This is a genomic window from Lachnoanaerobaculum sp. OBRC5-5 (assembly GCF_000296385.1).
Lineage (GTDB): Bacteria > Bacillota > Clostridia > Lachnospirales > Lachnospiraceae > Lachnoanaerobaculum.
The window spans coordinates 884,704-909,790 of record NZ_JH815185.1; the positions used below are offsets into that span (position 1 = coordinate 884,704).

The 25,087-nt window shown below is 35.4% G+C and carries 26 protein-coding genes, 4 tRNA genes, 1 pseudogene and 1 riboswitch; of the genes and pseudogenes, 7 read left to right on the plus strand and 24 right to left on the minus strand.

The window, feature by feature from the left end; translation table 11 throughout:
• Positions 1-11 precede the first annotated feature (11 nt).
• The 4 genes from HMPREF1135_RS04010 to ung all read right to left on the minus strand — a co-directional run bounded on the left by HMPREF1135_RS04010 (position 12) and on the right by ung (position 5,119).
• Positions 12-1,742: an ABC transporter ATP-binding protein gene (locus HMPREF1135_RS04010; protein ID WP_007592267.1), complete on the minus strand. Its 1,731-nt coding sequence runs from the start codon at positions 1,740-1,742 to the stop codon at positions 12-14.
• A gap of 1 nt (position 1,743) precedes the next feature.
• Positions 1,744-3,468: an ABC transporter ATP-binding protein gene (locus tag HMPREF1135_RS04015; protein WP_007592269.1), complete on the minus strand. Its 1,725-nt coding sequence runs from the start codon at positions 3,466-3,468 to the stop codon at positions 1,744-1,746.
• Between the two features lie 115 nt (positions 3,469-3,583).
• On the minus strand, positions 3,584-4,417 hold the full coding sequence (locus HMPREF1135_RS04020) for an undecaprenyl-diphosphate phosphatase (protein ID WP_007592272.1): 834 nt from the start codon (positions 4,415-4,417) through the stop codon (positions 3,584-3,586).
• Between the two features lie 24 nt (positions 4,418-4,441).
• A complete protein-coding gene (gene ung, locus HMPREF1135_RS04025; protein WP_007592274.1) occupies positions 4,442-5,119 on the minus strand; it encodes a uracil-DNA glycosylase in 678 nt (225 codons plus the stop codon).
• A gap of 245 nt (positions 5,120-5,364) precedes the next feature.
• Between ung and HMPREF1135_RS04030 the strand changes: the two genes are divergently transcribed.
• On the plus strand, positions 5,365-6,210 hold the full coding sequence (locus tag HMPREF1135_RS04030) for a Rossmann-like domain-containing protein (protein ID WP_007592276.1): 846 nt from the start codon (positions 5,365-5,367) through the stop codon (positions 6,208-6,210).
• Between the two features lie 52 nt (positions 6,211-6,262).
• Here HMPREF1135_RS04030 and HMPREF1135_RS04035 read toward each other — a convergent pair whose 3' ends face one another.
• The 4 genes from HMPREF1135_RS04035 to HMPREF1135_RS04050 are packed head-to-tail and all read right to left on the minus strand — an operon-like array spanning position 6,263 to position 9,052.
• Positions 6,263-7,024 carry an ABC transporter ATP-binding protein gene (locus HMPREF1135_RS04035; protein ID WP_007592279.1) on the minus strand — a complete coding sequence of 254 codons (762 nt, stop codon included), beginning with the start codon at positions 7,022-7,024 and terminating at the stop codon, positions 6,263-6,265.
• Positions 7,005-8,009, minus strand: coding sequence for an ABC transporter substrate-binding protein (locus HMPREF1135_RS04040; protein ID WP_007592280.1), 1,005 nt, complete (start codon positions 8,007-8,009; stop codon positions 7,005-7,007). The genes HMPREF1135_RS04035 and HMPREF1135_RS04040 overlap by 20 nt, the downstream gene beginning before the upstream one ends.
• Positions 7,993-8,757: an ABC transporter permease gene (locus HMPREF1135_RS04045; protein ID WP_034242901.1), complete on the minus strand. Its 765-nt coding sequence runs from the start codon at positions 8,755-8,757 to the stop codon at positions 7,993-7,995. Before HMPREF1135_RS04045 ends, HMPREF1135_RS04040 begins: the two co-directional genes overlap by 17 nt.
• Entirely contained in the window at positions 8,747-9,052 is a 306-nt protein-coding gene (locus tag HMPREF1135_RS04050) for a thiamine-binding protein (RefSeq protein ID WP_007592285.1), read from the minus strand. Before HMPREF1135_RS04050 ends, HMPREF1135_RS04045 begins: the two co-directional genes overlap by 11 nt.
• A gap of 24 nt (positions 9,053-9,076) precedes the next feature.
• Positions 9,077-9,176, minus strand: a riboswitch (TPP riboswitch).
• Between the two features lie 112 nt (positions 9,177-9,288).
• Here HMPREF1135_RS04050 and HMPREF1135_RS04055 point away from each other — a divergent pair.
• The 4 genes from HMPREF1135_RS04055 (at position 9,289) to HMPREF1135_RS04070 (ending at position 9,634) form a co-directional block, all read left to right on the plus strand.
• Positions 9,289-9,359: transfer RNA gene (locus HMPREF1135_RS04055), tRNA-Trp, on the plus strand.
• Positions 9,360-9,369: 10 nt separating this feature from the next.
• Positions 9,370-9,443, plus strand: a tRNA-Pro gene (locus HMPREF1135_RS04060).
• Between the two features lie 7 nt (positions 9,444-9,450).
• A tRNA-Glu gene (locus HMPREF1135_RS04065) sits at positions 9,451-9,522 on the plus strand.
• Positions 9,523-9,561: 39 nt separating this feature from the next.
• Positions 9,562-9,634: transfer RNA gene (locus HMPREF1135_RS04070), tRNA-Thr, on the plus strand.
• 27 nt (positions 9,635-9,661) lie between these two features.
• Here HMPREF1135_RS04070 and rsfS read toward each other — a convergent pair.
• From rsfS to HMPREF1135_RS04115, 9 genes are all read right to left on the minus strand, one after another.
• Positions 9,662-10,000, minus strand: coding sequence for a ribosome silencing factor (gene rsfS / locus HMPREF1135_RS04075; protein WP_007592288.1), 339 nt, complete (start codon positions 9,998-10,000; stop codon positions 9,662-9,664).
• The gene (yqeK, locus tag HMPREF1135_RS04080; protein WP_007592291.1) at positions 10,001-10,594 is read right to left on the minus strand and encodes a bis(5'-nucleosyl)-tetraphosphatase (symmetrical) YqeK; all 594 of its coding nucleotides are present in this window, start codon (positions 10,592-10,594) and stop codon (positions 10,001-10,003) included.
• Positions 10,587-11,195 (minus strand): nicotinate-nucleotide adenylyltransferase, encoded by a 609-nt coding sequence (gene nadD / locus HMPREF1135_RS04085; RefSeq protein ID WP_007592293.1) that lies wholly within the window; start codon positions 11,193-11,195, stop codon positions 10,587-10,589. Before nadD ends, yqeK begins: the two co-directional genes overlap by 8 nt.
• 1 nt (position 11,196) lies before the next feature.
• Entirely contained in the window at positions 11,197-11,493 is a 297-nt protein-coding gene (yhbY, locus tag HMPREF1135_RS04090) for a ribosome assembly RNA-binding protein YhbY (protein WP_007592294.1), read from the minus strand.
• 11 nt (positions 11,494-11,504) lie between these two features.
• Positions 11,505-12,782 (minus strand): GTPase ObgE, encoded by a 1,278-nt coding sequence (gene obgE, locus HMPREF1135_RS04095; protein ID WP_007592296.1) that lies wholly within the window; start codon positions 12,780-12,782, stop codon positions 11,505-11,507.
• Positions 12,783-12,843: 61 nt separating this feature from the next.
• Entirely contained in the window at positions 12,844-13,134 is a 291-nt protein-coding gene (gene rpmA / locus HMPREF1135_RS04100; RefSeq protein WP_007592297.1) for a 50S ribosomal protein L27, read from the minus strand.
• The gene (locus tag HMPREF1135_RS04105) at positions 13,135-13,452 is read right to left on the minus strand and encodes a ribosomal-processing cysteine protease Prp (protein WP_007592299.1); all 318 of its coding nucleotides are present in this window, start codon (positions 13,450-13,452) and stop codon (positions 13,135-13,137) included.
• 5 nt (positions 13,453-13,457) lie between these two features.
• On the minus strand, positions 13,458-13,766 hold the full coding sequence (gene rplU / locus HMPREF1135_RS04110) for a 50S ribosomal protein L21 (RefSeq protein ID WP_007592302.1): 309 nt from the start codon (positions 13,764-13,766) through the stop codon (positions 13,458-13,460).
• A gap of 108 nt (positions 13,767-13,874) precedes the next feature.
• Positions 13,875-14,282, minus strand: coding sequence for a GerW family sporulation protein (locus HMPREF1135_RS04115; RefSeq protein ID WP_034213615.1), 408 nt, complete (start codon positions 14,280-14,282; stop codon positions 13,875-13,877).
• A 246-nt stretch (positions 14,283-14,528) separates the two neighbouring features.
• Between HMPREF1135_RS04115 and HMPREF1135_RS04120 the strand changes: the two genes are divergently transcribed.
• Positions 14,529-14,996 carry an RrF2 family transcriptional regulator gene (locus tag HMPREF1135_RS04120; RefSeq protein ID WP_007592306.1) on the plus strand — a complete coding sequence of 156 codons (468 nt, stop codon included), beginning with the start codon at positions 14,529-14,531 and terminating at the stop codon, positions 14,994-14,996.
• Positions 14,997-15,017: 21 nt separating this feature from the next.
• Here HMPREF1135_RS04120 and HMPREF1135_RS13900 read toward each other — a convergent pair whose 3' ends face one another.
• Positions 15,018-15,191, minus strand: coding sequence for a hypothetical protein (locus HMPREF1135_RS13900; protein ID WP_007592308.1), 174 nt, complete (start codon positions 15,189-15,191; stop codon positions 15,018-15,020).
• 708 nt (positions 15,192-15,899) lie between these two features.
• Positions 15,900-17,615, minus strand: a pseudogene (locus HMPREF1135_RS14425) (IS1634 family transposase).
• A 343-nt stretch (positions 17,616-17,958) separates the two neighbouring features.
• On the opposite strand from HMPREF1135_RS14425, the gene ymfI reads away from it, so the two are divergent.
• Complete coding sequence (gene ymfI / locus HMPREF1135_RS04130) at positions 17,959-18,678, plus strand: elongation factor P 5-aminopentanone reductase (RefSeq protein WP_007592315.1); 720 nt, start codon at positions 17,959-17,961, stop codon at positions 18,676-18,678.
• A 439-nt stretch (positions 18,679-19,117) separates the two neighbouring features.
• On the opposite strand, the gene HMPREF1135_RS04135 is transcribed toward ymfI, so the two are convergent.
• From HMPREF1135_RS04135 to HMPREF1135_RS04155, 5 genes are all read right to left on the minus strand, one after another.
• On the minus strand, positions 19,118-20,299 hold the full coding sequence (locus tag HMPREF1135_RS04135) for an electron transfer flavoprotein subunit alpha (RefSeq protein ID WP_007592317.1): 1,182 nt from the start codon (positions 20,297-20,299) through the stop codon (positions 19,118-19,120).
• Between the two features lie 10 nt (positions 20,300-20,309).
• Positions 20,310-21,098: an electron transfer flavoprotein subunit beta gene (etfB, locus tag HMPREF1135_RS04140; RefSeq protein ID WP_007592319.1), complete on the minus strand. Its 789-nt coding sequence runs from the start codon at positions 21,096-21,098 to the stop codon at positions 20,310-20,312.
• Positions 21,099-21,110: 12 nt separating this feature from the next.
• Entirely contained in the window at positions 21,111-22,259 is a 1,149-nt protein-coding gene (locus tag HMPREF1135_RS04145; RefSeq protein ID WP_007592321.1) for an acyl-CoA dehydrogenase family protein, read from the minus strand.
• Positions 22,223-23,770 (minus strand): class I adenylate-forming enzyme family protein, encoded by a 1,548-nt coding sequence (locus HMPREF1135_RS04150; RefSeq protein ID WP_007592323.1) that lies wholly within the window; start codon positions 23,768-23,770, stop codon positions 22,223-22,225. Before HMPREF1135_RS04150 ends, HMPREF1135_RS04145 begins: the two co-directional genes overlap by 37 nt.
• An 83-nt stretch (positions 23,771-23,853) precedes the next feature.
• Positions 23,854-25,086 (minus strand): CaiB/BaiF CoA transferase family protein, encoded by a 1,233-nt coding sequence (locus HMPREF1135_RS04155; protein ID WP_007592325.1) that lies wholly within the window; start codon positions 25,084-25,086, stop codon positions 23,854-23,856.
• Position 25,087 lies beyond the last annotated feature (1 nt).

Genomic DNA, 25,087 nt, shown 5'->3' on the forward strand with positions numbered 1-25,087 from the left:
TCTTTCTAATTTTAAACTGCATTATTTAATTCATAATAAAAGCCCTTCATCTCCATAAGCTCATTATGATTTCCCTGTTCTATTATATGACCGTCTTTAAGTACAAGTATTACATCGGCATTTTTTATGGTTGAAAGTCTGTGAGCAACTACAAAACTTGTTCTACCTGTCATCATCTTATCAAATGCCTTACTTATTCTTGCTTCAGTCATTGTATCTATACTTGAGGTAGCCTCATCAAGTATAAGCATAGGTGGAAGTACAAGCATAATTCTTGCAATACATAGAAGCTGCCTTTGTCCGGCCGAAAGGTTTTCACCACCTTCGGTTACTATTGTATCATATCCGTCAGGTAATCTTTTTATAAAGCTGTCTGCATACGCTTCCTTGGCTGCCGCCTCTATCTCTTCAAATGTAGCATCAGGTTTTCCGAATGCAATATTATCCCTTATTGAAGCATTTTTTAACCATGTCTCCTGTAAAACCATACCGAAGTTTTCTCTGATTGATTTTCTTGTAATATCATTGATATTCTTGCCCTCTATCTTAATAGAGCCGCTGTCTATGTCATAAAAGCGCATTAAAAGATTTATAATAGTGGATTTTCCGCTTCCCGTCGGTCCCACTATTGCAATTCTCTGTCCGGCTTTTACATCAAGGTTAAGATCCTCGATAAGTTTCTTTGATTTATCATACGAAAAGTAAACATGTGATATTTCCACATTTCCGTCTACATTTTCAATCTTATTATTCACATCCTTATCAGGAAGTATCTCTTCTTCATCTATAAGTGCAAATACCCTTGCGGCACAGGCAAATGAATTTTGCAGTTCGGTAACCACTCCCGATATTTCATTAAAAGGCTTTGTATACTGTGTTGCATAACTGAGTACGGAAGTAAGCTGTCCAACACTCATTTTTCCGGTAATTGCAAGCAATGCTCCTGAGATTGCAACACCTGCATACACCAAAGAGTTTACAAATCTTGTAGCAGGAAATGCTATAGCCGAAATAAATATAGCATTTTGACTTGCAACCCTGAGCGCCTCATCAGATTCTCTAAACTCGTTTTCTATTTCCTTTTCCATGTTGAAGTTTTTCACAGTTCCAAGTCCTGCAATCATTTCATCAACTATTCCTGTCATTCTTGCTCTTCTTTCCGATTGTGACTTGAAATGCTTGTAAGTATTCTTTGCAATAAGCCCTGCAACCAACATTGCAAGCGGTGTAACAAGAAGAACTACCAATGTAACATATACATTTATTTTAAACAATATGATAATAGTCAGTATAATAGTCAGTATGCCTGTAAAAAACTGGGCAAAACCCATCAAAAGTCCTTCGGAAAACTGATCCACATCATTTATAACTCTGTTTATTATCTCACCATGACTTGTAGAATCCACATATGATATAGGAAGTTTCATTATCTTGGCAAATGCCTGATTTCTGATATCTCTTACCATATGATATGCAACTACGTTATTTATAGCGGTCATACACCACTGAGCTACAGCTGTAATACACATTATAATTATCATTGTAAAAATAATTTTTATAAGCTTTTCAAAGTCTACATTTCCCTTTGAAACAATTGTATCCACAGCTCTACCTGTAAATATCGGAAGATATAGAGTTGTAAGCACGATAACCACAGCAAGTATCAGACTGACAAACATCCTGAATCTGTACGGATGCAACAGGCTTAAAATTCTTTTTAAAGTATTTTTATTTTTATTCATTTTAATCCGCCTCCGTCATTATCTGTGAACTGTATATTTCCCTGTAGATAGGATTATTCTTCAAAAGTTCTTCATGAGTACCGATACCTACAATTTTTCCGTCATCCAGTACTATTATTCTGTCGGCACTTTTTATTGAAACTATTCTTTGGCTGACTATAAAAGTTGTAATATTTTTTATCTCTTTAATTGCCCTTCTGAGTCTTGAATCAGTGGCATAGTCAAGTGCTGAAGATGAATCGTCAAGTATAAGTATTCCCGCTCTTTTTACAAGACTTCTTGCAATGGAAAGCCTCTGTTTTTGACCTCCGGAAAAATTATTTCCATACATTGCTACTTCAGAATCAAGCTTGCCTTCTTTTGAGTTTATTACATCTGTTGCCTGAGCAATATCCGCGGCTTTATACAATTCTTCATCAGTTGCACTCTCATCTCCCCAAAGCAGATTGTTTCTTATATTTCCTCTAAAAAGTCTTGACTTTTGCTCAACCAAAGCCACATTTTTTCTTAGAGAATCTAAAGTGTACTCTTTTATATCTCTACCCGCAATTTTTATACTGCCTCTGCTTATATCATAAAATCTTGGAATTAGATTTATAAGAGAGCTCTTTCCTGAACCCGTACCGCCGATTATACCTATGGTTTCTCCCTTTCTTACAGAGAATGTTATATCTGAAATCGCCTCTTCTTTTGATTTTGGATATGCGAATCCCACGTTTTCAAAAGTTATTATATCTCCGTCAAAATCATTTAAGACAAGTTCACTGTTACCACCATTTATAGAAGACTTTATATCAAATATCTCATTTATTCTCTTGGCACAGGCACTAGCCTTTGCTAAAAGTATTATGAGATTTGCAAACTTTACAAGCTCAACAAGTATCTGTGACATATAATTTATAAGAGCAACTACCTGACCGGTAGTGAGATTACCTATATTTACCTGTATACCTCCTGCCTGAAGTATGGCTACTATACCTAAGTTAACTATAACATAAGTAAGAGGATTTAAAAGTGCGGATATATTTCCCACCCTTACCTGATCTTTGTAGAGATCCTCTGTCGCAATATCATATTCACCGATTTCACTTCTTTCTTTTGAAAAGGCGCGAATCACTCTGATACCTGTAAGATTTTCTCCTGTTTTTCCAAGTACCTTATCAAGCTTTCTTTGTACATTTCTATAGAGTCCTATACTCTTGGACATTATGAGTGCAACTATTATTGATAATATTAATATTACAATAAATGCAATCAGTGACATTTTAGCATCTATATTAAAAGACATTATAAATGCACCTGCAACTATAAATGGCGACCTCAAAACCAACCTGAAAAATCTGTTTACACCGTTTTGTACCTGATCACTGTCATTTGTTATTCTGGTTACCAAAGTTTCTCTTCCAAGTATATCAGTCTCTGCATGTGAAAACTGTAAAATATGAGCAAACAAATCATCTCTAAGTTTTGTTCCGAAACCGGTTGCAGCCTTTGCACTGAAATACTGTGCAACTATAGCTGATGTAAGCCCTATTACAGCTAATGTCACAAGCAGGATTCCCATCTTTATAATATAATTTGAATCTTTATTTCCTATTCCGATATCAATAATTTTTGCTATAACAAGCGGTACCAAAAGTTCAAATGCCGCCTCCAAAAATTTAAATAATGGTGCAAGAACAGACTCAACTTTATAATCTTTTAAATATCTAACCAGTCTAAGCATAATCCTCCTATCTGTTTGCGTACAATTTCTTTATGATAATGCTTTTTTAACAGATTGTCAAAGTAAAAGGCATATATTTATAATGTGTTTTTCATTATAAATATATGCCTGAAATTTATCCCATCAAAGATGATACAAAATACCATACAAGCACTACAAGTCCAAGACCGATTCTGTAGTAACCGAAGAATTTAAAATCATTTTTCTTTATCCAGTTCAATAAGAAACTTATAGAGAAAACAGATACCACAAATGCAACTATCATTCCAAGTAAAAGATATACAACTTCCGCTGCAGTATAGTGGAAACCGAATTTAACCAGTTTCAAAAGGCTTGCACCGAACATTATCGGTATACTTAAGAAAAAAGAAAACTCAGCCGATACGGCTCTTGAAGCTCCTAAAATCATGCCGCCTATAATAGTCGCCCCTGACCTTGATGTTCCCGGTATAAGTGCAAGCACCTGAAAGAATCCGATAAATAAAGCGGTCTGATAATCTATTGCATGAACGCTTTTGATACTGTCAATCCTCTTTTTATTGGAATTTTCTATCATAATAAATAAAATTCCATAGATAATCAGTGCCATAGATACCACAAATCCGTTATAAAGATGTGCATCCAGCCAGTCATCAATTAAAAACCCAAGCATAGCAGCCGGCAAACATGCAATAATAATCTTCTTCCACAATTCAATGGTAAGTCTTCTCATCTTTGAACTTTTACCCCTGCTGAACGGATTCAGCTTTTTAAAATATAAAACCACAACAGCCAAAATAGCACCAAGCTGTATAACCACCATAAACATTGATTTGAATTCTGTGCTTGCATTAAGTCTGATAAGCTCATCAATCAAAATCATATGACCTGTGGAACTTATAGGCAACCATTCCGTTATACCCTCTACAATACCGATAATTATGACCTTGAGTATCTCCAGTATATTCATACTAATCCTTTCCATATTTATCTTCTAAATATTCTCTATCTGCCAATCAATCGGCGATATATTATTTTTTATCAAAAATTCATTTGCTTTTGAAAAATGTTTACATCCGAAAAAACCTCTATATGCGGAAAGCGGACTTGGATGCACAGTCTTTAATACCAAATGCTTAGGGTTATTCAGCATCTTAGCTTTTGATATTGCGGCACTTCCCCATAACATAAACACAATAGGTCTGTCCGTCTCATTTATAATATTTATTATCGCATCTGTAAAATTCTCCCAGCCCTTTCCCTGATGTGAAAAGGCTTTATGAGCTCTTACTGTCAGTATGGTATTAAGTAAAAGCACGCCCTGTTCAGTCCATTTTAACAAATTTCCGTTATTAGGTATATATGTACCTACATCGTCATGAAGCTCTTTATATATATTTACAAGAGATGGCGGAATTTTCTTTTGAGACTTAGGTACTGAAAAAGATAAACCATGTGCCTGATTTTCTCCATGATAAGGGTCCTGTCCCAAAATCACAACTTTAATATTTGATAAAGGTGTAAGATGTAATGCCTCAAATATCTTATATGCCGGCGGAAATACCGTATGTGTACTGTACTCCTCTTTTACAAATTCATACAAACTTCTGTAGTATGGTTTTTTAAACTCTCCGCTAAGTACTTCCTTCCACTCTCCGGTCAATTCACTCATATATAATACCCCGATTACTTCGTTTTTTAAAGTATATAGTTTATTCTATCATAGCTAATTGTCCTATACAAGGTTTTAAATAATGTCAATTATGCTAATTTAATGTTAAACAAATAAAATTTATTAACTTCTATTAAGTTAGTCTTACCTATTTACAAGCAATATACTTTGCCTTATAATTATTTTGCAGCAGTAAATTGTATGCATTTTAATATTAATGTATTTACTTTTAATAAAGGAGAATTATGAAGGATATTAAAAGAATACTGGAGCTCAATCTTGCTCTGTATAAGAAATATGATATTCCCATAGCCAATTTGGAAGAATTTGTCTTCGGATTCAAATGGGCAATGGCTATTGATAATAATCAAAAAATAAGTTTTGCACTCAGAATAGGTAATGAAAAGCCTATAGCTGAATATGAGTCTATCATAAGAGAGCTTATAGGCAAGCCTTTAGATCAATGTATTGTTGAACTTTTACTTAAAGAAGATGAAACACTTCGTACTATACTTGTTGTACTTAGCAATTTGATGAGCAAACCTTTAAACACCGTTGAGCTTCTAAAAGACAGAGGTATTGAGCGTAGCGAAGGTCTTAATTTTAAATATGATGTAAAGGATATGAAGGTAGGACTTATAGGATATGGTGTTTATATCAGATTTTTCCTTAACAAATGTAAGGAATTCCATGCATTTGATCTACTTCCTGAAAAGCAGATTCTAAGCTATCATATATCAAAGGACAGTACGGAAGTTTATCCTAAAAATATTTATTTCCACCTTGGAGAAGATGCTCTGAGGCATAAGGACGTGCTTAAGGATCTTGATATAATTATTATGTCAGGTTCCACTCTTGTAAATAACTCATACCTTGATATATTAAATGCCTGTACCAATGCAAAAATAAAAGGAATATACGGTCCAAGCAGTGAGCTTTCACCTGACTACCTTTTTGAAGCAGGTTATAATTATATTTTCAGTATGAATGCAAAAGACTCTAAAACATATCTTGACTGCTCATTTGCAGCTATTCCTAACTTTGAAACATTTGAAGTTATGGATCTTTATGAATTGAAAAAGATAAATTAAACCTGAAAACGCCCCGGATAACTTAATATTCGGGGTGTTTTTATATCCGGTTTTATGTATTACCGCTTTCAAGGCAACCTATTACAGACTTTTTATAGTCCAAAAACTCTTTTGTAAGCTTAAAAGAATTATCTCTTACCGAGGTTTCTATTTTTATCTCCGTTTTTATACCTCCGTCTCCAAGAATATAAATTCTGTCCGACAGAAGTATCGCCTCGTCCACATCATGGGTTATAAATATGGTAGAAGTTTTATATTTTCTTCTCATATTCATATACCAGTCATGCATCTCATCCTTTGTAATGGCATCCAGTGCGGAAAATGGCTCATCAAGTAAAGAAACATCTTTTGAAAAAAGATATGTCCTTAAAAGTGCAATTCTTTGCCTCATACCTCCTGAGAGTTCTTTAGGATATTTCTTTGCATAGGCATCCAGCTTAAACTCTTTTAACATTTCATTTGCCTTTACCAATGCATCCGCTTTCTTTTCCTTTTTTATCAAAAGAGGAAGTGCCACATTCTCTTCTATCGTCATATAAGGCAGCAAAAGGTCTTTTTGAAATGAATAGCTTATAATCCCTGATTTACCTGTGATATCCTCTCCTCTATATATTACCTTTCCTGCATCGGGCTTTAACAGTCCTGCTATTATATTGAATAATGTACTCTTTCCGCTTCCGCTTACTCCAAGAAGTGAAACCAACTCATTATCTTTAAGTTCGATATCTACATTTGAAATAATCTGTCTTTCATCATATCCGAAGCTTACATTTCTTACTTCTAAAATAACCTCACTATTTTGTGATGAATTCATTATCAAGTCCCGCTCCCTCGTCTATAGGGTTTTCTAAAAGGTTGTTCTCATTTAGCCATTTATAAAATTCTCCCCATCTGTCGGCATCAATATACCCCCATGGAGTACCTTCATCGATGTATTGAGCTGATAAATACTCCTGAGATGCCATAGCAAGATTTTTATCTATCTCAGGTGCATATTTTAACAGTATTTCCGCAGACTCCTTCGGATTTCCTGCAGCAAACTCGTATCCTTTTTTTGTAGCCTCAAGAAAGCTCTTAACCGTGTCCTTATCATTTTTTATCATATCATCATTTGTAAAAATTACAGGTGTATAATAGTCAAATGTTGGATTTATATCTTTAAAAGCAAAATAATCAAATTCAAATCCTTTGACATTTGCTGCAATACCTGCCCATCCATAATATACCCAGATAGCGTCTACCTGTTTGCTGCTAAGTGCAGATACCTCATCTGTAACTGTTGAGGGTATAAGATTTACCTTGCTGAAATCTCCACCGTCCTTTTCAACTACATTTTTTAACATAGCTTTTTCTATAGGCATATCCCATGTCGCATAATTTTTACCTTCAAGTCCCTTAGGTGATGTAATTCCGTCATCTTTTCTTGACATTATTCCTGAAGTATTATGCTGTGTTATAGCTGCAACCGCCTTTATAGGAAGCGCATTGTCTCCTGAAAGTGCTCCTGCCATAGTATCCTGAAAGGATACGCCAAAGTTTGCCTTACCGCTTGCAACAAGTACTTCCGCACCGTCCTCAGGCGGTTGAACTATTTCAAGTTCAATTCCTGCATCCTTATAGTATCCCTTCTCCATTGCAACATAAAATCCTGTATGATTTGTATTCGGCGTCCAATCAAGTACCAAAGTCAGCTTTTTACTGCCGGTTTCTGTATTCTTTTTACTCCCACAGGCAGTACTTCCCAAAACCAAAGCACCTACGCTTAATGCGACAAATAAATTCTTAATTACTTTTTTCATGTTTCTCCTCCCATGGCATGGATATCTTCTCCAAAATATCCACCGCCTTTAATAATAATAAACTAAGTATAGATATAATAATTATAACTGCAAACATCTTGTCAAAGGCATATGCCTTTCTTACCCTTGTCATATATACGCCAAGACCTCTAAATCCACCAAGCCATTCAGATATTACACCTCCTACTACAGAGTATGAAGCTGAAATCTTCAATGCCGCAAAAAATTTTCCCATAGATGAAGGCAGCTTTATAAATTTATAAATATCAATTTCGCTTGCACCCATAGACTTTAAAAGGTTTATCTCATCTTTGTCCGTACTCTTAAAACTTTCAAGTACACCTATCGTAATAGGGAAAAAAGTCACAAGTACTATCAGTATAATTTTAGGCAAAAGATCATATCCGAACCATAATACCAAAAGCGGTGCAATTGCTATTGTAGGAATCGTTTGGCTGATAATAATAATCGGATAAAAGGTTTTATAAAGTTTTGAAAATCTGTCCATTAACAATGCAAATAAAAGTCCCAGTAGCACTCCTACTGTCAGTCCAAGCATACTTTCAAGCAGCGTATACAAAAGATGATACATGAGTAATGAAAAATCTTCTACCAATGCACTTACTATCTGCACAGGTGAAGGCATAAGATATCCCGGTATTATTTGTAGGCTGCAAAGCATCTGCCAGATCAACAAAAATAAAACACCAAATCCGATCGGGTATATACTGTCTCTTTTATTTTTCATCTGTATGGTGTTTTGTCACCTTTCTGTCTATTGTAAGCAAGTCTCCGTCAGGTTTAAAGCTTACTTTAATATAAGCCATTACCCCCGGTGCACCTGCTCTTATCGCCACATGTTGGCATTCCTTTACAATATCCATAAGTTCGTCATATTCGCCCTCAATGGTTGTTTCAAAAGGACCGACATAATATTTCAAACCTGTACTCTTTATATATGCTATTACCTCATCTACAATTCTTACTATTTCTTCATTGTCATATACTTCAGGTAATGTCTGTATAGCTACACTCGCATTCATATTTACCTCCAAAAAAGACTGCTCTACGGCAGTCTTTTTCTTTCCTACGCCGGCATTACCCGGATCAGGTTATGGGTTAAGGTAAAAACCTCTCTCAGCCGTATTAGCACCCCTTCAAATATTTACTTTGATTATAATACGAATCCAAAAAAATTCAATCAAATTTTTTATAAAAAATAAAAACTTTTAGTTGACAGATTAGAGCTTAACTGGTATAGTATCAAAGTACCTTACAGAGGGGAATAGTTCAATGGTAGAGCAACGGTCTCCAAAACCGTAAATGGGGGTTCGAGCCCCTCTTCCCCTGCTTTAAATCTCGAGGTGTGGCTCAGTTTGGTGGAGTGCAGCGTTCGGGACGCTGAGGTCGCAAGTTCGAATCTTGTCACCTCGATTTATAAGGCCAATTGGTCAAGCGGCTAAGACGGCGCCCTCTCACGGCGCAAACCCGGGTTCGATTCCCGGATTGGTCATTAAAGGAAGAGTGAAACTCTTCCTTTATTCATATATATGCTTGTGTAGCACAGTTGGTAGTGCAACTCATTCGTAATGAGTAGGTCGTCGGTTCGAGTCCGATCGCGAGCTTAAAAAAGCTGCCTTTCGGCAGCTTTTTTACATCTCCACTTCTATTCCGTCTCTCCAGATTCTGTCAAGATCATAGAAAGCTCTGTCTTCTCTAAGGAAAATATGAACAACAATATCTCTGTAATCCAGCAACATCCATGTTGCATTCTTATTTCCTTCTATAGCATGCGGAACAATTCCTTCTCTACCTAAAATAAAATCAATCTCATCAGATATAGCCTGAACCTGATTTACATTATTTGCACTGGCTATTATAAAATAATCCGCTACGGAACTTACTTTTGTTATATCAATAACCTTGATATCTTCGCCTTTTTTGTCATCAATTATATTATAAATCTTTTTTACAATTTCTTTTATTTCCATCTACACCTCTTCATCTCTCAATTCATATGTAAATTTATCTATATACATATCCTGACTGCTCAAATACTCAATAGTTGAATTTGCAATTCTTCCTATCGCTTTAGTTATATCCTCAAATGCAAGTTTTCTTATCTCATCAAGGCCCGGTAATTGTTTTCTGTTAGGTTCTATATAGTCTGCAACAAATACAATTTTTTCCAACATACTCATATCTTTTTTACCTGTTGTATGCCATCTTATAGCCGACAAGATATCTTTATCTTTAATATTGTAGTTTTTTCTTGCCAAGTAAGGTGCGTATATTGCATGAAGAATTTGAGGCGCTTTATCTGCCACCAATGCAACATAAGTTTTATCGGTATAAGGATCGTCAAATCCTTTCATATCCTCTTTGAGTTTTGAAACCTTCTCTCCTTTTGCAACATCATGCAAAATACCTGCAAGTTCCGCCTTTACAATATCCTCTCCATAGCGCATAGCCAAAGCAGCCGATGTATAAGCCACTCCAAGAGTATGCTCATATCTTTTTTTCGGCAATTTATCTTTCAAATCAGCCTTTATAAGGTCTATATTTTCTCGACTAAAATCAAACATATATTTTATTCTCTTCTATATATCTGCAAACACTCTCAGGAACATACTTTGTAATACTTTCTCCGCCTCCGGTCAATTCCCTTATCTGAGTTGAAGAAATATCAATATCCATAGTATCCAAAAAGTAAATACCTTTAATTTCATATTTACTTTTCAGATGCTCAAAATGATTTTTTAAGGTAAGATTTTCATTGCTGTAATCCCTTGATGCCACTATCAATTTTACTATCTTTAATATGATATCAGGATTTTTCCAGGTTTCTATCTCATAAAACGAATCCGCACCCATAATAAAGTAAAACTCTTCGTCAATATACTTACTCTGAAGTTTTTCCAAAGTATTGAAAGTGTAGGAATTACCTTCTAAAGTATTTTCAAAATCCGAACAATAAAGTCCGCCATGCCCCTGTATCGCCAATTCAATCATGGATTTTCTGACAGAGAATTCACTGATCTTTTTACCTAGCTTATGTGGCGGTGTCTTTGCTGGCATAAACCATACTTCATCAAGATTACACAACTCTTTTGCTTCCTCTGCCAGTATCAAATGTCCGAAATGTATCGGATCGAATGTACCGCCAAGAATACCGATTCTTTTCATATTATTTCGGAAGGTTTATCTTTCTGTTCTTAGGCTCATCAGCCTGTTTATAAAGCACTATCTTCTTTCCTATAACCTGCACAACCTCACTTCTTGTAAGCTTTGCAATTTCGGCTGCAATTATCTTAGGATCGTCGGCACAGTTTTTCAAAACAGATATCTTTATTAACTCTCTGGGCTCCATAGCCTCTGCAATAGCTGCAGCATTCTCCTCTGTAAGAGAAGCTTTACCTATTTGCATTATAGGGTCAAGGCTCATAGCCAGTCCCTTTAAATATGCTCTTTGTCTACTATTCATTTTTCTCCTATTTACTTATAATAGTCAAACTCATGGCCATACATACGAACAGTATTTCCATCAACTATTCCTGCCTCTTCCAGCTTTTCCAAAACACCTGAAGTCTTTAAGAATTTCTGGAAGAAATCAAATCCCTTCTCAGAATCAAGATTTGTATATCCAAGCATCTTTTCAATTCTTGGACCTTCTACCACAAATACTCCGTCCTCATCAATTTCAACTGTAAACGGAAGATTCTTATCACTTGAATAATCTACTTCAAACTCTTTCTCAAAAACTTTAACAGTTCTGTCGATTGTACTGAGAACATTTACCAATTCATAAAGAAGCTCCTGTATACCTTTTCCGCTTACTCCCGATATAGGGAATACCTTAATGTCGGGAAAAGCCTCCTTTATTCTCTCTATTTGACTGTTCTCTTCGTCATAGATTGCATCTATTTTATTTGCGGCAATAATCTGCGGTCTTTCAAGCAGGCTCTCATCATAACTCTTAAGCTCATTCATGATGGTTTTTATATCCTCTACAGGATCTCTGCCTTCAGTAGAAGCCGCATCTACCACATGTACAAGTACCTTGGTTCTTTCAATATGCCTTAGGAAATCATGCCCAAGGCCTACACCTTCACTGGCACCCTCTATAAGTCCCGGAATATCCGCCATAACAAAACCGCCTGCTCCCTTTACATCCACCACTCCCAGATGAGGATCAAGTGTTGTAAAGTGATAATTAGCAATCTTAGGCTTTGCATTACTTACTCTGGAGAGCAGTGTTGACTTACCTACATTAGGGAATCCTACAAGACCTACATCAGCTATAACCTTCAGCTCCAAGAGAACAAACATCTCTTTTCCGGGCTGACCGGGCTTTGCAAACTTAGGTACCTGCATGGTAGCGGTGGCAAAATTCATATTTCCGAAACCGCCTTTACCGCCCCTAAGAATAACCTCTCTCTTATTTTCTCCGGACATATCGGCAATTACTTTGCCTGTTTCAAAGTCCTTTATTACCGTACCCTCAGGTACTTTAAGCGTCAGACTCTTGGCATCCGCACCATGGCATTTTCTCTTACCACCCGGCTCACCGTCTCCCGCCACATATTTTCTCTTCATTCTAAAATCGGTGAGTGTATTCAGACCTTCATCCACTTCAAAGATGATATCTCCGCCTTTTCCACCGTCACCACCGTCCGGACCGCCGGCTGCCACAAAAAGCTCTCTTCTAAAGCTTACATGTCCATCTCCGCCCTTGCCCGATTTTATAAAAATTTTTGCACTGTCAGCAAACATATATACCTCTTTGTATTAAAGAAGGCCTCATACATCTGTATGAAGCCTCCCGTCTCAACTCTTATTCAGCAATAGCTCTTGGGTAAACAGAAACCTGCTTTTTGTCTCTGCCCTTTCTTTCAAAACGAACTACACCGTCAACTGTAGCGAACAAAGTATCATCACCACCACGACCTACATTAAGTCCCGGATGAATCTTTGTACCTCTCTGTCTGTATAGTATATTTCCAGCTAAAACAAACTGTCCGTCTGCTCTCTTAGCACCAAGTCTTTTTGACTCAGAGTCACGACCGTTCTTTGTAGATCCAACTCCCTTTTTATGAGCGAAAAGCTGAAGGTTCATTTTTAACATTTACTTGACCTCCTGTAAATTAATATTGATAAAATCTCCGTACTCTTCTCCTATATCCATAAGACCAAGAATACATGAATCCAGTAATAGTCCCGATTTTTCACTTCTATCATGCAAAACAAACGAAAAGAAGCCGTCATCAGAATCGACCGTAAAGTCGTCATCACAAAAATGTTCAATAGAATTTGCCAGATTCAGTGTAAGCACCGAAACCGCCGCACATACTATATCCTTGCCTTCTTCATCAAAGTTTGCATGTCCTGAAACTTTCAAACCGGTGTATTTGCCATCTTTAGCAAATGCAATAACGTCAATCATAAAGATTATGCATTAATCTTTTCAATCTTAACTTCTGTAAACTGCTGTCTGTGACCGTTCTTCTTGTGGTGACCTTTTTTAGGCTTGTACTTGTATACAATAACCTTCTTAGCCTTGCCCTCTTTAAGAACAGATGCACTAACACTTGCTCCTGTTACAGTAGGTGTTCCAACTTTAAGTTCTCCATCGTTTAGTGCAAGAACCTGATCGAATGTAACAGCCTCACCGTCTGCTTTTCCAAGTTTCTCTACTCTAATGATATCTCCTTCAGAAACCTTATACTGCTTACCACCTGTAGCAATAATTGCGTACATAAGGATACCTCCTATTATCATTACTCGCCAAAATTGGTGCCTGAAACAGGCTTGAAACCAACATTGAGCGGCATACCTATTAAGTATACACTAAAAATATAGTGATTGTCAATCAATATATTTACTTTCACTTTCATTTAATATTGTCTCAGCCTGCTTTGTAGCATCCTTGTCTACATCAGACTTATTTGTAACCTTATTTATAAGCTCAGGAATCATATCAAGGATTTTAGTGAATGCATCCTGATTTTTTATATTCACAACCTTGGTTCTTCCGTCTTGAATAATAAGCATTGCACTCGGTGTTATCTTGGCACTCATTCCGCCGCCACCCTTTGACTTTGAGGTTTCTTCAAATGTACCCGTTGCCATTCCGCAACTTACATCCACCAATGGTATTATTGTAGTATCACCTACAACAATAGGTTCTCCCACTACAGTCTTTGTTGTAAGAAAAGTATTCATACCGTTAAATATAGCTTCGGCATTATCAAAAAATCGACTGTTCTTCTCCATCTTCTCCCTTTCTATCGTAAAACATAATATATGTAAATTAATAAGCTCTCTTAAAGTCTTCATTATACCACATATTTATAATAATATCACCATACTTAGTTTACATTTATTTCCATATTTGATATGATAGTATCAATTCCTAGTTATGTACTAGGTATTAAATTAAATCAAACTGATGATTTCGCTCAAACTCCAAAGGCTCTCGGCTGAAATAATTCATCAGATTATATAGAAAAGAGGAATCAAATGAAAATTTCTACTAGAGGTAGATATGCTTTAAAAATGATGGTCGAGTTTGCAATAAACTCCGATACACCCACAAAAATAAATCAGGTTTCCAAATCCTACGGAATTTCAGAAAAATACTTGGAGCAGATAGTTTCCATCCTTTCAAAGGCAAAGCTTGTAAAAAGTATTCGTGGTGCTCAAGGCGGATATTTACTCATCAAACCTGTAGAAGAATATACTGTTGGTGAAATACTGAGACTTACCGAAGGCTCACTCTCTCCGGTTGACTGTCTTGACGGCAACGGTTCCTGTGTGCATTCAGACTTTTGTGTAACACAGAACCTTTTCAAAAAAGTTGAAGATGCCATCAACAATGTAGTAGACAATATATCTCTTCAGGATCTGGTAGACGATGAGCTTGATATACGAAAAAGAGAAAAAGAACTTGAATTAAATGATAAAAACGGTTGCCAAAAAATCACATAAAGGTGATATATAGCAACCGTTTCAGTTTATATTTGAAAATACCATTGTCCCGAATATTCCAAACACCATCATGAAAATAATGAATTCAAAAGCTTTATCACTTAATTTAACAATATCGGTAGAGCTGTTTAATGCAAGCAATATAATGCAAATACACCAAACCGCTACAAATATATAAGACAATATCTTCTTCATATCTTCTCCTTAATTATGTACGGTTCTATTATACCATTTATATATCTCATATTCTACCTTTGACAGTGTAAAATAAAAGGCATGGTGTCTTACATCACCATGCCTTTTATTTTACTCTAACATTTTTATATCACTCTAACCCTTGCGTAAATATATCACTCTAAGAATCACTCTAACTATGTTATATCGCTCTAACTATATAACACACTCTACAATCACCCTTAAAACACTCCTATTATCACTCAGCCTTTGCTATATCACTGTAACAATCACTCTAAAATAAAACATTAATATTTATGAAAAGTTTGACTTCTCAAACATTTCTTGGCTTTGACAATTATGATTATAGCAGCAAAAATATACTTTTTATAAAAAAAGTATAAACTGCGGTTTTTAAGGTACAAACTGCAGTAAATATATTTGTTTTAATTTTTAACGTAAAAAAGCTATCTAAATGATAACTTTTTTACTGTGATCTCCTATATACTCCAAACAAATTCACTCAAGATTGGATGGAACTCCCGTATCACTCTTTAACATCTGATTTCTCTAACAATTGCCATTATACATGAATTTCTATATAATCTACATGAAAGGTATAAAATCCTGTCTTTGACAGTTTTGAAATATAAAATACCCTTCAAGCCCTGTGTTTTAGCGGCTTTGGAGGGTATTTACATTTCGTTTTAAAACTAAAAAAATAGTATTTTATTTTCCCTTACTTTGTTTTTTAATTGTTCTCATTTGACTTTTTGTTATAAATTCAAAATCTGTATTAAAATGACAAATCTCATGTAGCTTATCTGTAAGCTCCGTTCTTTTATACAGCGGTATAAAACCTTGCTCTTTTACATATGAAAAATTAAAATCTTTTAGAGTTTTTAGAATCTCTTCACATGTATATTTGTGTTCTAAAGCTTCCTCAAGGTATCTGTAAATAATCAATGCTAAAAAACAAGTTAAGGAGTGAGCTGTAATTCTGTCAACTCTTTGTAAGTAAACAGGCCTTGCTTCAAACTCGGTTTTCATAATTCTAAAGCACTCTTCGATTTGCCATCGCTTTTCACTTATACTTAGTATTTCACTTACATTATCGTCAAGTAGGTCTGTGGAGACGGCATACATACCGTCATACTTAGTTTCTTCATCTATCTTGTATGTATTAAGAAAGTTATGTACATTTGCCTTTTCTCCATCATCAGTCACTGCAAGGCTGCTAATAAACCAGGCAGGGTCATTAGGATTTCTTCTTTCTTTTTTGATACTACCTTTTTCAAGCATCAGCTTAGCTCTGTCAACTTGTTTTTCTCTAATAGTTTTTTGGTATTTGGCATATTTAGGTGAGTATGTGATGATAAGCCTCTGAGATAAATCCTTAGGTGTATACGGAGCATCTTTGTAATATATAGCCTCATCATCCTTTTATATTTCTGCTAAATCTACTACTTTATCATCAGACAAACTTTTAAATCCTTTAGTATCTAAAGCCCATTGTCTATCCTGTGCATTAAGCTTTTTTATAGATTGTATAACGACAAAGGCTCTTTCGCCCATATGATTGTATTTTCTTATTTTTTCCGAACCGAGTCCTGCATCGCTACAGTAAATAAACTTTTGACAGTCAAACTCGTTTAAAATCTTTTCTTCAAGAGGTTTAATAGATGTTTGCTCATTAGCATTACCCGGAAATAGAGAAAAAGCAAGAGGAATGCCGTCACCATCCATAAACATCCCCATTTGTACTATAGGGTTTGGTCTGTGTTCCTTACTTTTGCCATATTTCTTAATTCCGTCTTCATCTTCAATCTCAAAATAATAATTGGTGCAATCATAAAAAAGAATCTTATCATTGCGTTTTCCTAATAAGTGGCTGTTTTTATAAGTTTCAGATTGTATAAGGTCACATTCTTTAGCAAGTATATTTAAAGAACGGTACACGTCATGTAATTGGTAAGACGGTGGTTCCAATAAGTCCAGTGTACATTTATAACTTGAGCGTTTACCGGAAGGTTCAAGTATTCTTGAGTAAATCAAATCTGATAAAATCGAGTTAATATCAAACTTGAAGCTATATTTATCCCTTATCTTTCTGCAAACTTTATCCAAGCCAAGTTTATAATAAAAGTATTGCAAAAACAGGTAGCCCCCACGATAGAAGACTTGTTGTTGAGGTTGAAGTCTTTTATTGTAGTTAAAAGAAATATTTACTGTTTTTTCTTCTTTATATTTTTGTGTCTCAAGTTTCGCCTCAGCACGAGCCCATTCCATTACATCATCTCTGGTAGGTCCGTGCTTTTTTAATAAATCAGCAAGCGTACCAAGTTTGCGTACATTAACAGAGGTGCTAACACCTTTGTCATTGATGAAACTTTTAGAAATATAGAATGACTCAGCATTTTTTGATTTTGATGTAGTAACTTTCATAGGGAACCTCCAACCCCCATTATACCATACAATACTATAAAATACTATACAATAAAACGAAAATTTTGACAAATTTTTCAACTAAGAAATGTAGGCTATATGCGGGTTGTGAGACTTTTTTAAGGCTTATTTATGTAAACAAACTGTCAAAGACCCGGATGGAACTCCCGTATCACTCTTTAACATCTGATTTCTCTAACAATTGCCATTATACATGAATTTCTATATAATCTACATGAAAGGTATAAAATACGGTTTTTAAGGTATAAACTGCATTATTCATTTTAATTATATCTTTTTCTTTACCTTAATGTAAAATAAAATATACAAAAAGAGGAACATTATGAATGTACTTATAACAGGTGCTTCCGGCGGTATCGGCAGAGCCGTCGCAATAGAATTCGCAAAACATAAATGTAATATAATCGGCTGTGCAAAAACAAACGCCAAAGGACTTGAAGAAACAAAAAAGATAATTGAAGATACAGGTGTAAAATGTTATACAGAACTCTGTGATATCACGAATGAAAAAGCTGTAATAGATTTTATATCATCTTCAACAAAAGAAATAGGACCTACAGAAATACTGGTAAATAATGCAGGTATATCCTTTATCGGTTTGATACAGGATATGTCAATAGATGAGTGGAACAATGTAATTAATAGCAATCTCACATCAGTATTTTTAATGTCAAAGCATATAATTCCATATATGTTAAAGGAACAAAAAGGGCATATTATAAATATTTCGTCTGTCTGGGGAAATATAGGTGCATCTATGGAAGCAGCTTATTCAGCATCTAAGGGCGGTCTAAACAGTTTTACAAAAGCACTGGCAAAAGAGCTTGCACCAAGTAATATTTTGGTAAATGCGATTTCTCCCGGATTTATCAATACTGAAATGAATAAATGCTTTGATAATGATGAATTAAACTCTATATTTGAAGAAATACCGCTTGGAAGAGGCGGCGAAACCGATGAAGTTGCCGATCTTGTATACAAAATTGCAACATCCAAATATCTTACAGGACAAATAATCACAATAGACGGCGGATGGACATAAAATGAAGGCTATCATACACTGCAGAATTAATTATAAGTCATTCAAATCAAGTCTTTCCTGTAGTATTTATGATAGCCCTTTATATATAAAGATATAATATCTTTATATCAATATTTGAATATATCAAATACTACCGATATATTCATAGTTGCTTCAACAATCTTTTAATGATTTAATTATAAATAGCAACTAATTTTATGTCAATATCCCCTTTATAACTTTGTGAACATTGACCTTATAATATTTTTTATTATATTAATCTCTCACAAATATATGTGTTCTTTCTGTTGATAATATGTCAATAGAAACATTAATTCGAGAGTTTTTCTTGATAAGTTTCGGCGCACTTTATCTTGCTAATCTATCAAATAATTAACTATTTATATTATTAAAAAGGATTATCACCATATTATTATGTGATAATCCCCCTTAGTATATATTACATTCCCATCTCTTCTAATATATCAGGAATAATTTTATATAAATCTCCTGTCATTCCTATATCTGCAATATCAAAAATAGGAGCATTCTCATTAGTATTTATTGCTATAATAAGATCCGAATTTTGCATACCGGCCACATGCTGTATAGCACCTGAAATTCCACATGCAAAATATATACTTGGCTTTACTGTAGTTCCTGTCTGACCAACCTGGTAAGCATGATCAATCCAACCTGCATCTACCGCAGCTCTTGAAGCAGCAACAGTACCACCGAAAGCTTTTGCCAGTCTTTCCAGTAACTTGAATCCTTCAGCATTTCCAAGGCCCATTCCACCCGAAACAATTACCTTCGCATCTGTAAGTGAAACTTTTTTCTGTACAGTTTTTATTACTTCCAATACCTTTGTTCTAATATCTTCGTCTTTTAACTTTATCTGTACTCTTATAAGTTCTCCCTTTGCACCATCTACTCTTTCAGCCTTTTCCATTACTCCCGGTCTTACTGTAGACATTTGCGGTCTATGATTAGGGCAAACTATAGTTGCCATCAAATTACCGCCGAATGCCGGTCTTGTCTGCATAATTCCTTTAGTTTCTTCATTTATTTCAAGCTTTGTGCAGTCTGCTGTAAGACCTGTATTACAGTTTACAGCCAAGCATGGACCTAAGTCTCTACCGATATGAGTCGCGCCGAGTAAAACTATTTCCGGCTTATATTGTTCTATAGCATCACCTATTGCTATTGAATATCCGTCTGTAGTATATTGGTTCAGTCTTTCATCCTCAATATAATATACTTTTTGAGCACCATGTGCAAAGAGCTCATCAACAATATTTGTAAGATTCAATCCGCAAACAACAGCACATAACTGACAACCTCTTGCATCTGCCAGCTTTTTTCCTTCTCCCAAAAGTTCTAAAGCTACATCCTGTAATTGTCCCTGTCTTTGTTCAGCAAATACCCAAATGTCATGATATAATGATAAATCATGCTCTTCTTTTTCAACTTCATCTTTTACTATAGCATCAAACGGGCATACTTCTATACATGTTCCACAGCTTGTACATGCGATTCCGATAACTGCCTTTTTATTTTCCATAGTAATAGCATCAAATGGACAAGATTTAACACATTTAGTACATCCTCGACAATCTTTTTCGATAACTACAACTGACATATTCTCCCCCTTAAATCAAATGTTTTTCCTTAAGTTTAACAACGAGCTGCTTTGCCATATCTTTATTACTTCCTTGAAGCATTTCACCTTTTCCCTTAACAGGGGGTGTAAAAGATCTAAATACCTGTGTTGGAGAAGCATTCAGTCCACAATCCTTAGGATCAAGTTTTACATCATCATGATTATATATTTTAATATCTTTTTTATAAGCATCAACAATCGCACCGACACTCATATATCTTGGCTCATTTAATTCTTTTACGCAAGTAAGGAAGCAAGGTAATTTCACTTCTATAACTTCATAACCGTCTTCCAATTGTCTTTGTACTTTTATTTTATCTCCTGTGTATTCTACAATTTTCTGTACATATGTAACTACAGGAATTCCAAGTCTCATAGCAACCTGTGGTCCAACTTGAGCAGTATCTCCGTCAATGGCCTGTCTACCTCCAAATATAATATCCACATCACCAAGCATCTTAATACCTGCTGCAATTGTTGTAGATGTAGCACATGTATCGGCACCACCAAATGCTCTGTCACTCAAAAGAACTGCTTCATCCGCACCCATAGCAAGACATTCTCTCAGCATATATGTTGCTTGTGGGGGGCCCATGCTTATAACTGATATTGTAGTATCTTTATATTCATCTTTTAGTTGAAGTGCGGCTTCCAAAGCATTTGCATCATCCGGATTTAATATTGAAGGCACTCCTTCTCTTATCAATGTTCCCTTAACAGGATCAATTCTTACTTCATTTGTATCAGGAACCTGTTTAGCACATACACATATTTTCATTTGTATCCTCCATTATTTCCTTAGTAGTTTTGAGCTGATAACAATCTGTTGAACCTGACTTGTTCCTTCATATATAGTAAATACTCTACAATCACGATACATTCTTTCAACCTTATAATCTTTGATATATCCATATCCACCATGTATCTGTACAGCCTTTGCAGCTATTTCATTACAAATTTCTGTTGCATAGAGTTTTGCCATACTGGCAGCCATACCCGAATCCTGCTTTGTATCCATCATATATGCAGCTCTATATGTCAATTGCTTTGCCGCTTCAAGTTTTGTTGCCATATCCGCTATTGTAAATCCTATAGCCTGGAATGCGCCTATGTTCTTTCCGAACTGTTTTCTTTCTTTTGCGTATTTACACGCCTCTTCCAAACATGCTTCAGCAACACCGATTGCCTGTGATGCAACACCAAGTCTACCTGTATCAAGTGTAGCCATAGCAAGATTAAATCCTTTGCCCTCTTCTCCAAGCATGTCTGATTTATGCACTCTGACATTTTCCATAACGATATCAGATGTTGCACATCCTATAAGTCCCATCTTGTCTTCGTGCTTTCCGCAACTGACACCTTCCTGTTTCATATCAATTACAAATGCACTTACACCTCTTGTTCCCTTTGTCATATCTGTTTTTGCAAAAACAACTGCATAATCTGATAAAGGAGCCATTGTTATAAAGCATTTTCTTCCGTTTAAGATATAATAATCTCCGTCTTTTACCGCTGTTGTAGTCATACCTGCAGCATCAGATCCTGCACCAGGCTCAGTTAAAGCAAACGCAAGTTTCTTTTCACCTTTAACAACCGGAGTTAGATACTTTTTCTTTTGCTCATCATTTCCTGCTATCAACAACGGCCCACCTGAGAGCGAATTAGGGCTTGATACATATATGCTGGCAACACCTGATGCCTTTGCTATTTCCGACATTACAAGGACATAGCTTCTTGCATCCGCTCCTTGTCCACCAAGTTCTTTCGGAATCTTTATTCCAAAGAATCCAGCCTTAGCCATCTTCTGCAATACTTCCTCCGGAAATACTCCTGTCTCTTCCACTTTATCGAGTAATTCCTTCGTAAGTTCTTTCTCAGCAAAATCTTTTGCAAGCTTTCTAATCAATTCATGTTGTTCTGTAAAATAGCATTCTGACATTGATTTTCTCCTTTGTCTAATATTCTATTAATCTTATTTTTTAATGCGGCAATATCTATCTTTCCATTTGAGGTAGAAGGGAAACTATCAAATCTAAAAATTTTTTTTGGTAATTTATATTCCGATAAATATTGTTTCAAATAATCAATAATATATTCATCTGAAATCTCCCTGTCTGTAACAATACAAAGAGCTACCTCTTCCTGCACTATTTTTTCAGGAATACCACATACCTTTGCATGTTTTATGCCGTCTATCTTGTATACAACTTCTTCTATTTCCATTGGTGATATTTTTTCACCAAGTTTTATAATAACATCCTTTTTTCTGGCCTTTATGTATAGATTACCGTCACTGTCTAAATATCCCAAATCTCCGGTCCTTAGCCATCCGTCATTCGTAAATATCTTTTCGTTTTCAATAGGATTATTATAATATCCCTGCATAACATTGACACCTTTGACCAATACCTCGCCACAGAGTATATTTTCTCCCTCTTTAAGAACGAAATCACTGTCAATTTTTACGCTTACACCCTCTATCGCTTTTCCACAATGAATAGGCATATTTTCTATATCAGTATCCCAATCAGATACTGTTACACATGGTGATGTCTCAGACTGACCGTATGAAGTTAACAGTTTCATCTTTGGAAACATAGCAAGAATTTTTCTGTAATCATTCAATAGTATAGGTGATCCGGCAATAATCCCGCTCTTCAAACCGAAAAATTTTCTGTCTCCATATTTTTCATAGAAAATTAGAAACATACTTGGAACACCACTGAGAATATTACACTTTTTAGTTGTTATTGCTTCAAATACCTTTTTATTTCTAAAATCACCAATTATATATACACCGGCCTTACTTACTATTCCTGAGATTAATCCTGCTGTAAGCCCAAAGCAGTGAAACATAGGTACACATATACACATCTTATCTTCACTGTTCCAATGCAATGCCTTAACAATAGAGCTTGAGTTGCTCAATATATTCTCATGACTTAACATAACCGCCTTTGGCATGGACGTAGAACCTGATGTGAAAATTATACATGCAGTATCTTTTGCATTAATATCAGCATTACAAGCCTTAATATCACTTGGAAATATTATATTATCCTTAACTTCACTGAAACAAATACACTTAACCTTGTCACTACATAATTTATTCATAGTAGTGATATTACTATCATATATAATACATTCAATATCACAGTGTTCTACAATTTTTTTAAGTTCACATGTTTTCCATTGAGTATTTAATAATACAGGTATACCGCCAAACTTTAAAATCCCCAGAAAAATCTCAGCCCATTCAATACTGTTCTTACCGGATACACCAATGTGACAGCCTTTTTCATATCCCATTTTCAGAAAAATTTGTGCAATGCTATCTGAACTTTTATCCAATTCTTTCCAGGATAAACTCTTATTCTCATCCTCGAGTGCTACATTATCAGCATATTTAATCGCATTATTTTTTAATACTTCAATAATATTTACAAACATTTTCCTACCTTTAAAATCAATGAGATACTTGTATACAAGTTAAATTGAGCTAAAAAAGGACTATAAAGTCCTTTTTTGCTTTTTTACTTTTTTCCCCAGATGTACAGAGCATTAGTATCTATGAGCTTATCCACATCAGAATCGCTATAGCCTATTTCTTTCAGTACCTCTCTTCCGTTCTCACCGATAAGCGGACCTCTCTTATAATCAGGTACTCCCATCTCTGTAAACTTTACAGGAAGTCTAACCAATCGTCTTGTATTTCCATTTTCATATGTCATATCATAGAAACAATTGTTTGCCTCAGCCTGCTTATCATTTCTGATTTCCATCCAGTTTTGTGCTAAAGCAAACGGAATATCAGCCTCTGTAAATACTGTTCTCCAATACTCCATATCTTTCTTATTGATAGCTTCCATTACAATATCATATACTTCTGTTCCAAGTTTATTAGCCTGTAAGCTTTGAACCGGGAAATACTTATCACTTTCTACCAGATCTTCTCTGCCGATAGCTGCCATAAATTTCTTATAGTAAGTATTGTAGTCAGGCATACATGTTTGGATAAATCTTTCATCCTTTGTTCTCCAGGCTGCATTAAAAGGATTCGCACTTTCCCTTACATCTATAGGATAGTTTTGTGCTATTCCTTCATAGTTCGATGCTTGAATCATCATTCCGAAATTGAATATTGCACTCTCAAATAATGATGTCTCTACTTTTTCACCAACACCTTTAACTTTTGCCTGATACAGTGCTGCAAGAATTCCTGCAACCAGGTTCATTCCGACATTATGGTCTCCAAGTCCCGGTACAACATTCATAGGAACACTTCCCTTTTGTCTTAAGGAATCAAGGTATCCGCCTCTTGCAAAAAATGCTGTGAAGTCAAATCCCGGAAGATCCTTATCCGGTCCGAATTCTCCATATCCTGTACAAATAGCATATACAAGCTTAGGATATCTCTTCTTAAGTGTTTCATAGTCTAAACCGGCTCTCTCAAGTGCCTGTACTCTCCAGTTTGTTATAAGTACATCGGCAGTATCAAGAAGTTTAAAGAATGCTTCCTTTGCCTCAGGATTTCTCATGTCCAAAGAAATACATCTTTTATTTCCATTTTCAAGATCCCATGTTGTATTCTCATACATATCAAGAGGTCTGCCCTCACTTGGTGCTGTATATCTTAGCGGATCTCCCTTTGCTGATTCGATTTTTATAACATCAGCACCCAAATCAGCCATAAATCTTCCCGATGTAGAAGCAGCAATAAATGTTGCCAACTCAACTACTTTTACGCCCTCTAAAGGTTTACTCATA

Bases quoted from the DNA above. Each gene is read 5' to 3' on its own strand.
- HMPREF1135_RS04010 (WP_007592267.1), bottom strand. From the start codon at position 1,742: ATGAATAAAAATAAAAATACTTTAAAAAGAATTTTAAGCCTGTTGCAT.
- HMPREF1135_RS04015 (WP_007592269.1), bottom strand. From the start codon at position 3,468: ATGCTTAGACTGGTTAGATATTTAAAAGATTATAAAGTTGAGTCTGTT.
- HMPREF1135_RS04020 (WP_007592272.1), bottom strand. From the start codon at position 4,417: ATGAATATACTGGAGATACTCAAGGTCATAATTATCGGTATTGTAGAG.
- ung (WP_007592274.1), bottom strand. From the start codon at position 5,119: ATGAGTGAATTGACCGGAGAGTGGAAGGAAGTACTTAGCGGAGAGTTT.
- HMPREF1135_RS04030 (WP_007592276.1), top strand. From the start codon at position 5,365: ATGAAGGATATTAAAAGAATACTGGAGCTCAATCTTGCTCTGTATAAG.
- HMPREF1135_RS04035 (WP_007592279.1), bottom strand. From the start codon at position 7,024: ATGAATTCATCACAAAATAGTGAGGTTATTTTAGAAGTAAGAAATGTA.
- HMPREF1135_RS04040 (WP_007592280.1), bottom strand. From the start codon at position 8,009: ATGAAAAAAGTAATTAAGAATTTATTTGTCGCATTAAGCGTAGGTGCT.
- HMPREF1135_RS04045 (WP_034242901.1), bottom strand. From the start codon at position 8,757: ATGAAAAATAAAAGAGACAGTATATACCCGATCGGATTTGGTGTTTTA.
- HMPREF1135_RS04050 (WP_007592285.1), bottom strand. From the start codon at position 9,052: ATGAATGCGAGTGTAGCTATACAGACATTACCTGAAGTATATGACAAT.
- rsfS (WP_007592288.1), bottom strand. From the start codon at position 10,000: ATGGAAATAAAAGAAATTGTAAAAAAGATTTATAATATAATTGATGAC.
- yqeK (WP_007592291.1), bottom strand. From the start codon at position 10,594: ATGTTTGATTTTAGTCGAGAAAATATAGACCTTATAAAGGCTGATTTG.
- nadD (WP_007592293.1), bottom strand. From the start codon at position 11,195: ATGAAAAGAATCGGTATTCTTGGCGGTACATTCGATCCGATACATTTC.
- yhbY (WP_007592294.1), bottom strand. From the start codon at position 11,493: ATGAATAGTAGACAAAGAGCATATTTAAAGGGACTGGCTATGAGCCTT.
- obgE (WP_007592296.1), bottom strand. From the start codon at position 12,782: ATGTTTGCTGACAGTGCAAAAATTTTTATAAAATCGGGCAAGGGCGGA.
- rpmA (WP_007592297.1), bottom strand. From the start codon at position 13,134: ATGTTAAAAATGAACCTTCAGCTTTTCGCTCATAAAAAGGGAGTTGGA.
- HMPREF1135_RS04105 (WP_007592299.1), bottom strand. From the start codon at position 13,452: ATGATTGACGTTATTGCATTTGCTAAAGATGGCAAATACACCGGTTTG.
- rplU (WP_007592302.1), bottom strand. From the start codon at position 13,766: ATGTACGCAATTATTGCTACAGGTGGTAAGCAGTATAAGGTTTCTGAA.
- HMPREF1135_RS04115 (WP_034213615.1), bottom strand. From the start codon at position 14,282: ATGGAGAAGAACAGTCGATTTTTTGATAATGCCGAAGCTATATTTAAC.
- HMPREF1135_RS04120 (WP_007592306.1), top strand. From the start codon at position 14,529: ATGAAAATTTCTACTAGAGGTAGATATGCTTTAAAAATGATGGTCGAG.
- HMPREF1135_RS13900 (WP_007592308.1), bottom strand. From the start codon at position 15,191: ATGAAGAAGATATTGTCTTATATATTTGTAGCGGTTTGGTGTATTTGC.
- ymfI (WP_007592315.1), top strand. From the start codon at position 17,959: ATGAATGTACTTATAACAGGTGCTTCCGGCGGTATCGGCAGAGCCGTC.
- HMPREF1135_RS04135 (WP_007592317.1), bottom strand. From the start codon at position 20,299: ATGTCAGTTGTAGTTATCGAAAAAGATTGTCGAGGATGTACTAAATGT.
- etfB (WP_007592319.1), bottom strand. From the start codon at position 21,098: ATGAAAATATGTGTATGTGCTAAACAGGTTCCTGATACAAATGAAGTA.
- HMPREF1135_RS04145 (WP_007592321.1), bottom strand. From the start codon at position 22,259: ATGTCAGAATGCTATTTTACAGAACAACATGAATTGATTAGAAAGCTT.
- HMPREF1135_RS04150 (WP_007592323.1), bottom strand. From the start codon at position 23,770: ATGTTTGTAAATATTATTGAAGTATTAAAAAATAATGCGATTAAATAT.
- HMPREF1135_RS04155 (WP_007592325.1), bottom strand. From the start codon at position 25,086: ATGAGTAAACCTTTAGAGGGCGTAAAAGTAGTTGAGTTGGCAACATTT.